Raw genomic sequence first — 11462 nt, forward strand, 5'->3', positions numbered from 1 at the left:
CTGCACATTCCACCGCAGGTGTCAAGGAAGCAAGCTTATTGAGGTACTCGAGCTCAATAAGGCTGACTTTTCGTTGCTATGGCAGGGCAAACCCCGGATATGAGACCCACTTTTTGTCTATTAACCCCGGCATCAGCCCCACTAGCAACGTACAAAGGTATACTTCACATGATGCTATGGTTTGCGGTGTTGCACAGGCATGCAGATGCCGGGTGCGGCACCGTGAAACAGCACCGCTTAAGGCCTTTCGCCCCAGCGTTCCCACGTGGGAAAATGAGGAGAAGTGGCCGTCATCGTTCACCCGGTGGAAGCCGGGTGCGTTGCGTCCGGCGCGGGCGCAACGACGTAATGAAGACTCGCACGTCCCGTGTGAGTTGCCGTTAATGTCACGACGTGACATCGTGCCTGACGAAGGGAAGAATCTCATGGCCGCGGAAGTTCGCTGGCTTTCTGAAGAGGAACAATTTGCCTGGCGCGCGTATCTGCGCGCGACAGCCATGACCGCAGAGGCGCTTAATCACGCACTCATGGTCAATTACAATTTGTCATTGAACGAATACGACGTTCTCGCCCGTCTCTCCGAGGCGGAAAATCGCTGCATGCGGATGTCGACTCTCGCTGATGTGATGGTACATTCCCGCTCGCGGCTCACCCACACCGTCCGCCGCCTCGAGGCGCGCGGCTTGGTAGCCCGTTCCGCCAACGCGCATGACCGGCGCGGGGTGGATTGCACTCTCACCGATGCTGGTTTCGCGCTGCTCGAGAAGGCGGCCGTCACCCACGTTATTTCAGTTCGCGCTCACCTCGTGGACAAACTCGGTCACGATGACTTCCTCAAGATGGGCGAGCTGTGTGCCCGCCTCGTGGGTAACCCCGCGGATATTTGGTAGACGTTCGGGCACGCCGATCGGAGTGAGCTCCCCCAGGGAACTTAGCTTTGTCCGGCCGGCAGCTCCCGGTGCCGTAGACTGGCATCATGATTGACGTAACAGTTGTTCACCTGGTCCGCCACGGAGAGGTGGATAACCCCAGTGGCGAACTTTACGGCCGCCAACCCGGTTTTCACCTCACCGATCTGGGCCGGGAGATGGCCGGCAGCGTTCGGGATTTCTTTCGCGGGCATGATGTTCGCGCGGTGATATCCTCTCCGCTCGAACGGGCTATTGAAACTGCCACACCTACCGCGCACCTCTTCGACCTCGAGATTAGCACCGACGCCAATCTCATCGAAGCGGGCAATAATTTCGAGGGCATCAACGTCAACCGGAATCGGTGGATCTTGGCCTCCCCGAAATTCTGGCCGTGGTATATCAACCCCTTCCGTCCCTCCTGGGGTGAGCCATATACGGATATTGCAGCGCGTATGACGAATGCGGTGCGCAGCGGGCTCGCAGCAGCGCGCGGCGGCGAAGCGGTACTTGTGTCCCATCAGCTTCCAATTTGGACGCTGCGCTCCTTCGTGGAGGGGCGTTCCCTCGCCCACGACCCGCGCCGGCGCCAGTGCGCGCTGTGTTCGGTGACCTCGTTAACCTTCCAGGGCACCAGTTTGGTGGCGGTGGATTATGCCGAACCCGCGGCCGAGCTTCTGGCCCGGGCACGCGATATCACCCCGGGGATCTCCGTGGCTGATGAAAACCGCGGAGACTGATCGGGAACTCCGCGGGAATTACTGCGGCTAGACGCTAACGGGAGCGTGCAGCAGCGGGTGCTTCCGTGCGGCGGCTAGTCCTGCGCGGGCCGCGTGGGTTGCGACCCTTCAGAACCCTCAGAATCTTCGGGATTGTCCGGGTGCTTTTCGCTCGCTTCGGGCTTGCTTGTTCCGTGAGGCTCGCCCGCGGTGGGGGAGCCCGATGCGGCGTCGTATGCGGTGTCGTTCTCACGCTGTTGCCGTTCCCATTCGCGGAAACGGTTTTCCGCGTCCAGGCGGGACAGGAAGTCCGGATCGTCGTCGGGTGCAACGGGGCGACGGCGCCGCTGCGAAGAGGAGCGACCTCGCCCAAAAGAACCGAGTGAGATATTTTGCTGCGGGAACTTGACCGGGAAAGAAAAAGCGATCCATAGCAGTGACCCGAGAACCGGCACCAGAACCGTGAGGGCGAGCCATGCCGGTTTACGCAGCCGGCCGGGCATGCGGGTGGTGTCTGTGCGGATGACGTCAATGATGCCGTAAATCCAGATGCTGACGGCAAGAAGTGCCATAATTACTCGCATGCCACCATCTTAGTCGTTCGCACCGGAGGCTAGCTGCCTAGACCAAGAGCGAACTGGCCCAGAAAGACACCAGGACCGCCAACGCGAAAGCGAGCTCGGTAATGCCGGTGGTTTTTAGCACCGGGATGAGACCCCGCCCCTGCGCGCGGGAAGGACCGCGGCTCAGCATCCGCCAACTATTGCGGAAAGCAATAGCGAAGGCGGGAAGATAAAGGAGGAGGGAGGCCTGGTGGGTGCTCGGCGCCAAAGCCAGAACGACGCCGCATCCCATCGCCACCGCGAGCATCACAACATAGACGCGCCGTGCCCAGGTATCGCCCAAGCGCACCGCGAGGGTGTGTTTCCCGGTGACGGCGTCGGTGGGAATATCGCGAATATTATTGGCCATGAGAATGGCGCAGGCAATGAGGCCAACGGCGCTAGCGGCAACCCAGGCTTGCCAGGGTACCGTACCTCCCTGGATATAGACGGTGCCTGCGGTAGCTACCAGACCGAAGAAAATGAAAACAAAGACTTCGCCCAGGCCCATATATCCGTAGGGGTGGCGCCCGCCGGTATAGAACCAGGCAGCTAGCAGTGCTGCCACGCCCACTCCGATCAGCCACCACTGCCCGCACCAGGCAATAATGATGAGACCCACGAGCGCCGCGAGGGCAAAGCAAGTGAGGGCCACCGCGAGCACCACCCCTGGGCGTACCGTTCCGCCACCCGTGAGGCGGGGCGGGCCGGTGCGGTGATCATCAGTGCCGCGGATCCCGTCGGAATAGTCGTTCGCAAAATTCACGCCGATCTGCAAGAGCAGAGCGAGAACGAAAGCCAAGGCAAGAATGGGGCCGTATAGCGTCCCTTCCCACAGCGCGATTCCAGCACCGGCGATCACGGGGGAAACACTCGCGGGAAGGGTGCGAACGCGCGCACCTTCGAGCCAATCAGTAACAGTTGCCACGGCCGCTTATTCTATCGAGAGGAACCCCTTGAGCGCATCACCCGCACCGCGAGGGATTTACGCCGGGTACTCCGGGTGCAAAGCCACGCCGCCCGGGGCTCCGGGCACGGAAGGATGATGCGGGATATCCGAGGCATGCGGGGTGAGGTATCCCGTTGCCATCGTTTCGGGCGGGCGGGTGCGGAACAACCGCGAGAAAGCTTCCACCACGAGGCCGAGGCCAATCCCGATGAAAATGAGGTACCAGTGCAGGTCGTAACTGGCGCTGGCCAGCTCCATTCCCTGCGCCGTCATCTTGGCCGAACCGCGGGTGATACCCCAGATCACCGCGGTGGTTGCCCCGAATCCGAAAGGCATAACCGTCCAGGCAATAGCGCCGAATTCCATGCGCGGATCGCGCGAACGGCCCCAGCGGTAGGCCGTCCACACCAGGGCGAGAGCCATCGAGATCATCGCAACGATGGCGGGGACGGTAGCCAGGTGCTCCCAGAGCAGCAGCGTGGTATCACCCTGGGCATTCGGCCCCATTCCCACGCCGGTGGCGTCATACATCGCGGCGAAGGAGGCCCCCACCGCCCCGAACATGGTCATAACTCCGGTGGTGAGGAAGAAGGGGAAGGCCACGAGGAGCAGCTCGATACTTGCATCCTTGCGGACGATGAGGTCAATTCCGAAAGCGAGGGCGGAAATGCAGCTCACCAGGATAAAAGCGGTGAAGGCCAGGCGTACCGCGTGCGCGTAGGTGGGAATGGAGGAAGCGGCCGTGAGGGTGAAGCGGTTACGCGGCGTGGATTTCACCGTGGTCATGCGCCCGAATCCGGCGGCGAATAGTCCGAGCGGAAGGCAGGTGAGCGCCGTGAAAAGGGGGCTTGCCTGCAAGGCAAGTGGCGGAATCGCCTGGCCCATGAAGGAACCGCCGGGGCTCAGATCCACCTGCATGAACGCAGCCAGCCCGGCACCGATGGCCGCCAGCACGCCTGCCGATACCCAGGCCGGAATCCATACCAGCAGGGTGGAATTTCGCTTGCCCCGACCCACCCACTGGTTGAGGAAGTAGATGATGAGACCGATGAGGAGGGTGAGGGTGAGAGCGGGAACGAAGAAACTTATATCAAAAAGATTCGGTTCCGCCACGACTCGCGCGGTGCCGCCCAGGGCCAGCAGCAAGGTTAGGGCCGCCCACTTCGGGGCGGTGAGGATCCCAGCGAGGTTCACCCCGCCCATGTCGAGACCGCTCATGCCGCGCAGCCCGAGCCACGCGAAGAAGAGCGTGATAAGGAAGGTGACCGCCACCGCGATCACGGGGCTGAGCAGAGCTACAATCCAGGTACGGGCGCCAAAATCGCGGCGCACATCGGCCAGCAGCGGCGGTGTCATAGCTGGCATAGGCGTGGGCAGGGACATTATGACTCCTCAATTCGTGACTTCTTTTTCAGTCTAGTCGCCGCCTGACGGAAAATCGCCGGTTTGAGGTCCCGCGGGGCGCCCGCAGAACCCGCGGACTCCCCGCGGATGCGCCCCGGCTGGAATTTCACTCTTGCCAAATACGCCCAAGCTGGTTGAATAGAGGGCATGTCTGCACGTGCACAACTCAGCAAAGATCCGCGCGCCGTCGCCGGAATGTTCGATCAGGTCGCTCCGCGCTACGACCTGAGCAATGACCTGCTTAGCTTCGGGCAGGTGCGGCTGTGGCGCCGCTACGTCACCGAAGCTCTGCGTATTGAGGAGGGGATGGAGATCCTCGACCTGGCCTGCGGGACCGGCACCTCCACCGAACATTTTGCCCGGGTAGGGGCGCGTGTGGTGGGTGCCGATTTTTCGGATGGAATGCTCGAGGTTGCGCGCCTGCGCCACCCTGATCTGCATTTTGTGCAAGCCGATGCCTGCGATCTTCCCTTCGCGGATAACACGTTCGACGCCGTGACCATTTCCTACGGCCTACGTAATATCCACGATCCCCTGCGGGCCCTCCACGAAATGGCCCGCGTGACGCGCCCGGGCGGGCACGTGGTTATCGCAGAATTTTCCACGCCGACCTGCGCGCCTTTCCGTACCCTTTACCACGGCTACCTGCGCCACGTGCTCCCGCGGGTGGCAGCCCTGGCCTCCTCGGACGGTCCGGCCTACGCCTATCTCATGGAGTCGATTATCGACTGGCCCGATCAACGCACGCTGGCCGGTTGGCTGCACGAAGCCGGGTGGCGCGACGTTGAATACCGTAATATGTGCAACGGGATCGTTGCGCTGCACCTCGCTACCCTGCCGGCGGCGCACTGAGGCATCGGGCCGCGGGCCGGCGCACCATCGGAAAGCTAGGATTGGCTATCGTGAAAGACTTGACTGTCGAAGAGCTACTCACCCGCGTGGGGGAGCGGCTCGGCGTCGTCGAAAATAAGCTGGAAGCGGCCACGCGTTTTGGTGACCTGCGCGTGGATCCGATCACCACGTATCTTGCCGAGGCGGGCGGGAAGCGGATGCGGCCGGCCTTGGCCTTGCTCTGTGGGTATGTGGGCCCGGAGCCGGAATCTGAGCGGGTCGAGCACGTGGCGGTGGCGATGGAGCTCACGCATCTGGCCTCGCTTTATCACGATGACGTTATGGATGAAGCTCCGCTGCGGCGCGGGGTCCCGGCCGCGCATCGCAATTACGGGAATTCCGCGGCGATTATGGCCGGAGATATTCTCTTTTCGCGCGCCTCGTCCATGATGGCGGACCTGGGGCCGCGGGCGGTTAAAGATTACGCGGAAACTTTCCGGCGCCTGTGCACCGGGCAGCTGCTGGAAACCGTGGGGCGCGCACCGGAGGTGTCCCCGCGGGCGCACTACCTGGAGGTTCTTGCCGGGAAAACCGGGTCGCTTATTGCTGCCTCGGCACGCGAAGGCGTTTTTGCCGCGGCCGGGAACCGGGAGGCCGAGTACGCCGCCGTTGCCGCCCGGGTGCAAGAATTCGGTGAAAACGTGGGGATCGCCTTCCAGATCGCCGATGACTATATCGATGTTGTTTCCGAAGAAACCGGTAAAGAACAGGGCACGGACCTGCGTGAATCGGTGGATACCATGCCCACGATACTGCTGCGCGAACGTGCTGCCGCGGGGATATTGGACGACGACGGCCAGGCGATCTTGGCGGAATTAGACCGCGGGGACTTGGCCGGGCAGCGCCTTGACACGGTGCTCGGCGTGCTGCGTAATCATTCGGTTATGGCAGAAACCCGCGCGCTTGCCGAGGAATGGGCGGCGCGGGCCGTGGCCGCCATCGCTGACCTGGAGAACGCGGCGGTACGGGAAGCCCTGACGCAATATGCCCGCTCGGTGGTGGACCGCACAGTCTAGGTAGCCGGCTGGCCGCGCCGGTGAAAAACTGAGCGTAATGAAGAACGCAAAGCTAATGGTGAAAGAGGTGGGGCGGGGCGCGCTTCTACCCCGTACAATTGCATCCGTATGCCCACGGTAAGGAGCTCGACGAAGTGGCACGCTTGATTGATCGTATCCTTCGCGCCGGCGAAGGCCGCACGCTGAAGAAGCTGAAGAACATCACCGCGCAGGTCAATGCGCTCGAAAGTGATATCTCGGCAATGAGTGATGAGGAGTTGCGCGCGCAAACTGATAGCTTCAAGGAGCGCCTCAGCGAGGGAGAAACCCTCGATGACATCCTCCCCGAAGCTTTTGCCACGGTGCGCGAAGCGGCGGTGCGGACCATCGGCCAGCGTCCCTATGACGTACAGGTTATGGGCGGGGCGGCCCTCCACCTGGGCAATATTGCCGAAATGAAAACCGGTGAAGGTAAAACGCTCGTGGCAACTATGCCCGCCTACCTCAATTCGCTCACCGGTGAGGGCGTGCACGTGGTCACGGTTAATGATTACCTGGCCTCCTACCAGTCAGAACTCATGGGGCGCGTCTACCGCTTCCTCGGGGTGACCACCGGGTGTATTCTCACCGGGCAAACTCCCGAACAGCGCCGTGAACAATACAATGCGGATATCACCTACGGAACCAATAATGAATTTGGTTTCGATTACCTGCGTGACAATATGGCCTGGCGTACCAGTGAGTTGGTGCAGCGTGGGCATAATTTCGTCATCGTTGACGAAGTTGATTCCATTCTTATTGACGAAGCGCGTACCCCGCTGATTATTTCCGGCCCGGCCGAAGGCGATGCTAATAAGTGGTATCGCGAATTCGCGCGCCTGGTGCTGCGGATGCGGCGCGATACCGATTACGAAGTAGATGAGAAGAAGCGCACCGTGGGTGTGCTCGAAGCGGGAATTGACAAGGTGGAAGATGCCCTGGGTATCGATAACCTTTACGAATCCCTCAATACCCCGCTTATCGGCTACCTGAATAATGCAATTAAGGCCAAGGAGCTTTTCGAACGGGACCGCGATTATGTGGTGCTCAACGGCGAAGTGCTTATCGTGGACGAACACACCGGGCGTGTGCTGCCCGGGCGGCGCTACAACGAAGGCATGCACCAGGCGATTGAAGCGAAGGAAGGTGTGGAGATCAAGGCGGAGAACCAGACTCTGGCCACGATCACCCTCCAGAACTACTTCCGCCTGTACAACAAGCTTTCAGGCATGACGGGTACGGCAGAAACCGAAGCTGAGGAATTCGCCTCGACATATAAGCTCGGCGTCGTTCCTATTCCCACGAATAAGCCGATGATCCGCAAGGACGAACAGGATCTTATTTATTCCACTCGTGCCGGCAAGCTGCGCGCGGTGGTGGAAGATATTGTGGAGCGCCACGAAAAGGGGCAGCCCGTTCTCGTGGGTACTGCCTCGGTGGAAGCTTCCGAGGAGCTTTCCGATTTGCTCGCGCGTGAAGGCATTGAACATCAGGTCCTCAACGCGAAGCAGCACGAACGCGAAGCGCGCGTGGTGGCCGAAGCTGGGCGTAAGGGTGCGGTGACGGTGGCTACTAATATGGCCGGCCGCGGTACTGACATTATGCTGGGCGGCAACCCCGAACACCGCGCGGTGGATGCGCTGGCCGCTCGGGGCCTGAGCCCGGAAGAAACTCCGGAAGAATACGAGGCTGCCTGGCCCGCAGAGCTGGCGCGCCAGCAGGAAGCCGTTAAGGCAGAACACGAAGAAGTTGCCGAATTGGGCGGCCTGTACGTGCTCGGTTCGGAGCGGCACGAATCTCGGCGTATCGATAACCAGCTGCGCGGGCGTAGTGGGCGCCAGGGTGACCCGGGTGAATCCCGCTTCTACCTTTCCTTGGAAGATGACCTGCTTCGGCTGTGGGGTCAGGGCATGGCCGGGCGGATGCTCAGCTACGCGGTGGACGACGATGCTCCTATCGAAACGAAGCAGATGTCGAAGAACGTTTCGCGGGCCCAAACTGAAAATGAGGCGCGGAACGCGGAAATGCGTAAGAACGTCCTCAAGTACGACGACGTTATGAACGACCAGCGTACCGTGGTGTACACCGAGCGGCGTTCCATCCTCGAGGGTGAAAATATGGAGTCCATGGTGCAGGGCTTCCTCGACTTCGTGGTTGATGACGTGGTCAGCGCACACACCTCCGACGATAATGAGGAAGCCTGGGATCTTTCCGCGCTGTGGACGGACCTCAAGGGCTACTACACTCCCGGTTTCACCGCGGAGGAATACCTCGATGAGATCGGTGGGCCTTCCCAGCTGGATCGCACCGCACTCAAACGCGAGCTCACCGATGATATTCACGCCCATTACGAGGAGCGCGAAGCGGAAGTCGGTGAGGAAAATATGCGCGAACTGGAACGCCAGATCGTGCTGTCCGTGCTCGACCGCAAGTGGCGCGAACACCTCTACGAAATGGATTACCTCAAGGAAGGTATCGGCTTGCGCGCCATGGCGCAGCGCGATCCGCTCGTTGAATACAAGGACGAGGGCTACCGCATGTTCCAGGCGATGAACGACAATATCATGTCGGAAACCGTCCGGTACCTCTTCAAGTTCGAGCTTCCTTCCGAACGTGCAGCGCGCCTGGAAACTGAAGCTCAGGTGACCGGCCCGGTCACCGTTGCGGGGAATGCTGCGGCGGGCATGGCCGGCCCGGGGGTGGCGATTCAGGCCAGCGGTGCGGGGAGCGCCGAACAGGTGTCCGCTTCCCAGCAGGCCCTGCGTGCCGCACAGGAACAGCAGCGTGAGTTGCTGGCGGAAAAGCAGCGGGCTTTGCAGGCCGCGGTGGGCGAGGGCGCGGCAGGTGCCTCCGGTCAGCGCGTGACCGCGGAATCCCTCGGGATTAAGCAGCCGAAGCGCCAGCAGAACGTTTCGTATTCCTCGGCGGCAAAGGATGGCTCCGGGGAGACGGAAACCACCGGTTCGCGCGGTGCCGCACGCGGTGGCCGCGGCGGTGCGGGTGGTTCCGGTGGCGGTAACCGGGCTCAGCGCCGGGCCGCGGCGAAGCAGAATAAGAAGCGGCGCCGCTAGGTGGTAGGCCGTTAGGTGGCAAGCCAGGCGATAAGCCGCTAGGGCGATAGACATACGGGAGCCGGTCGGTCACGTGCGTGATAGTTACGTGACCGACCGGCACTTGTGTTTAATCGCTTTGGGTTCGTGTTCTTTCGTCCTGCGTTTCGTTTACCCAATTTCAAGGGCGACGACGATCCAGCGGCCCCTGAGGAATTCCAGGCGCATCGCAACCGCATGGTTTCGCTCGCCCGAACATACGCAGGCGATGACCTCGGCTACGCGCCGGCGCGGATGCGTTATTTTGAGTGTGGAAATTCGCAGGTCCCCGAGCCAGGGCGCTTTCCCCTTAATGCGCATCGCCAGACCCGCCCGGCGTACCAGTGCCGCGAAAACCTCCGGGATGAGGTGCGGGCGCACATATCCAGGAGCGCGGTGGCCCAGCAGCACCTCGATGGAGTAGGTAATCATTCCGGCGGCGAAGCGATGCGGTGGCCGGATGCCGGGTGGAAGTGGATCATCGAGGGTTGCCATTTCTTCACGCCAAATATCCCGGTAGGGTGTGGCGGATAGCGCGAGCCGGTTCCATTGGTGCAGTTCGGGTTTACCCGGCGTGGCCGCGGGGCTAGTGGTGTTACTACCGCTATCGGTGGTCTCAACGTCGGTGGTCGGTTCGCTGGTATCTACGCGCACGATGCCATTGCCGGGTGGTACGCCGTCGGTAGGATGCGCGTCGGGGGAGTTCGCGTTAGTGGGATCCGCGTTAGTGGGATCCGCGTTGGTGGAGCCCGCGTTGGGGGCGGGGTGGCCATCCCGAGGGGTATCGGAAATTTCCTCGGATTCGGCGGTGCCCGGTGGCGCGTTCTCCGCTACGCAGGTGTCTTCCTCGTGGGGCACGTGCGGGAACGGCGGGTGGCGGGTGACCGCCCGATATTGTGTCACTTCCGCTAGTTGTACCTGATCGAAGGCAGAGACTATTTCATTAATCTCTGGCTGCGCATAAACGGGAGGTGGTGCGGGTGGGAGCCGGGATACTCGAATTGTTTCCGGTTCTTCTGGCTCGTGGTGGGGAGTCGAACCCGATTGGCTCTCCGATGTGACTTCTTCAGGAGGCGGCAGATCCTGACCCGCAGCGCTGGATATGGGCGGCGGCTCGGGGTGCGCGGGCGCCGTCGTTTCGGTAGCACCGGGGGTATTTTCGGTATGCGGGGCAGTGGACATGTCGTCTCCTTGAGAGCGTGGGATAGGGGGATATACCTCGGTGACCGAGGCAAGCTGGATGGTGGTAAAACCGGGCGGTGGCAAAGCCGGATGCGGGGTGCCAAGACGTGACGATTATTCGCGCGCGGGTGGAAGAATGACGTGCTCGCCAGGATAAATGAGATCGCTATTCTCGATGGTATTGGCCGCGGCGATGGCGTGTACGTAGCTGAGGATATCCGCGTCGCTCGCGCCCGCGCCGAGGTGAGTAGCGGCGATATCCCAGAGAGTATCCCCGGGCTGCACCATGTAGGCCGGCGCTGGTGCGGCCCGCGGCGCATCTGGAGGTTGTGGTTCCGGAGTGCGGATAGCGGCGGCCGGTCCGACCGAAGCACTCCCAGCAGAAGGCACGGGCGGGTGCAGATAGTAACCACCTGCCGCATCTCGATACGAGACATCACCGAGTAATTCATCAGGGTTCACGCGGAAAATCCCGGTGGGATCTGCACTTGGCGCAGGTTGTGAGGTGAGGAGAGCGGAATAATCACCACCCCAGCCGATATCAACGGCGCTACTAGTGCACCGTCCGCGATTTAGGTTTCCGGTTATGGGGTGGGGGTTTGTTCTAAGACTGTTCTCGCGCGTGCTATTTTCTCCAGGAGGCTATCCACGTCAGCTACCCACGTGAATGGTGTGGCGGTAAGG

Annotated in this window: 10 protein-coding genes; 5 read left to right on the forward strand and 5 right to left on the reverse strand. The window is 61.5% G+C overall.

Annotated elements, in window-relative coordinates:
• Window positions 1-383 precede the first annotated feature (383 nt).
• Together DDD64_RS08335 and DDD64_RS08340 are read left to right on the forward strand one after the other, a co-directional pair.
• Entirely contained in the window at window positions 384-890 is a 507-nt protein-coding gene (locus DDD64_RS08335; RefSeq protein ID WP_126135906.1) for a MarR family winged helix-turn-helix transcriptional regulator, read from the forward strand.
• An 86-nt stretch (window positions 891-976) separates the two neighbouring features.
• Window positions 977-1648, forward strand: a complete 672-nt coding sequence (locus tag DDD64_RS08340; protein WP_126135907.1) for a histidine phosphatase family protein — start codon at window positions 977-979, stop codon at window positions 1646-1648.
• A gap of 74 nt (window positions 1649-1722) precedes the next feature.
• Here DDD64_RS08340 and DDD64_RS08345 read toward each other — a convergent pair whose 3' ends face one another.
• Genes DDD64_RS08345 through DDD64_RS08355 form a run of 3 tightly spaced genes read right to left on the reverse strand, consistent with a single transcriptional unit; the run spans window position 1723 to window position 4561 of the window.
• A complete protein-coding gene (locus tag DDD64_RS08345; RefSeq protein ID WP_241227701.1) occupies window positions 1723-2211 on the reverse strand; it encodes a PLD nuclease N-terminal domain-containing protein in 489 nt (162 codons plus the stop codon).
• 37 nt (window positions 2212-2248) lie between these two features.
• Complete coding sequence (locus tag DDD64_RS08350; protein ID WP_126135908.1) at window positions 2249-3157, reverse strand: 1,4-dihydroxy-2-naphthoate polyprenyltransferase; 909 nt, start codon at window positions 3155-3157, stop codon at window positions 2249-2251.
• Window positions 3158-3214: 57 nt separating this feature from the next.
• Window positions 3215-4561 (reverse strand): hypothetical protein, encoded by a 1347-nt coding sequence (locus tag DDD64_RS08355; RefSeq protein ID WP_126135909.1) that lies wholly within the window; start codon window positions 4559-4561, stop codon window positions 3215-3217.
• A gap of 168 nt (window positions 4562-4729) precedes the next feature.
• Here DDD64_RS08355 and ubiE point away from each other — a divergent pair, with 168 nt between their 5' ends.
• The 3 genes from ubiE (at window position 4730) to secA (ending at window position 9578) form a co-directional block, all read left to right on the forward strand.
• Entirely contained in the window at window positions 4730-5434 is a 705-nt protein-coding gene (gene ubiE / locus DDD64_RS08360; protein WP_126135910.1) for a bifunctional demethylmenaquinone methyltransferase/2-methoxy-6-polyprenyl-1,4-benzoquinol methylase UbiE, read from the forward strand.
• 50 nt (window positions 5435-5484) lie between these two features.
• Window positions 5485-6489, forward strand: a complete 1005-nt coding sequence (locus DDD64_RS08365; protein ID WP_126135911.1) for a polyprenyl synthetase family protein — start codon at window positions 5485-5487, stop codon at window positions 6487-6489.
• Window positions 6490-6623: 134 nt separating this feature from the next.
• A complete protein-coding gene (gene secA, locus DDD64_RS08370; protein ID WP_126135912.1) occupies window positions 6624-9578 on the forward strand; it encodes a preprotein translocase subunit SecA in 2955 nt (984 codons plus the stop codon).
• A 150-nt stretch (window positions 9579-9728) separates the two neighbouring features.
• Here secA and DDD64_RS08375 read toward each other — a convergent pair whose 3' ends face one another.
• Window positions 9729-10778: an Rv3235 family protein gene (locus DDD64_RS08375; protein ID WP_126135913.1), complete on the reverse strand. Its 1050-nt coding sequence runs from the start codon at window positions 10776-10778 to the stop codon at window positions 9729-9731.
• 114 nt (window positions 10779-10892) lie between these two features.
• Window positions 10893-11168 (reverse strand): LysM peptidoglycan-binding domain-containing protein, encoded by a 276-nt coding sequence (locus DDD64_RS08855; RefSeq protein WP_164545979.1) that lies wholly within the window; start codon window positions 11166-11168, stop codon window positions 10893-10895.
• Window positions 11169-11462: the final 294 nt, after the last annotated feature.

It is taken from the genome of Actinotignum sanguinis, from assembly GCF_003957255.1.
Classification (GTDB): Bacteria; Actinomycetota; Actinomycetes; order Actinomycetales; family Actinomycetaceae; genus Actinotignum; species Actinotignum sanguinis.

Excerpts from the sequence above, each read along its gene's own strand:
- DDD64_RS08375 (WP_126135913.1), bottom strand. The coding sequence starts at position 10,778 with ATGTCCACTGCCCCGCATACCGAAAATACCCCCGGTGCTACCGAAACG.
- ubiE (WP_126135910.1), top strand. The coding sequence starts at position 4,730 with ATGTCTGCACGTGCACAACTCAGCAAAGATCCGCGCGCCGTCGCCGGA.
- DDD64_RS08335 (WP_126135906.1), top strand. The coding sequence starts at position 384 with ATGTCACGACGTGACATCGTGCCTGACGAAGGGAAGAATCTCATGGCC.
- DDD64_RS08355 (WP_126135909.1), bottom strand. The coding sequence starts at position 4,561 with ATGTCCCTGCCCACGCCTATGCCAGCTATGACACCGCCGCTGCTGGCC.
- DDD64_RS08340 (WP_126135907.1), top strand. The coding sequence starts at position 977 with ATGATTGACGTAACAGTTGTTCACCTGGTCCGCCACGGAGAGGTGGAT.
- DDD64_RS08345 (WP_241227701.1), bottom strand. The coding sequence starts at position 2,211 with ATGCGAGTAATTATGGCACTTCTTGCCGTCAGCATCTGGATTTACGGC.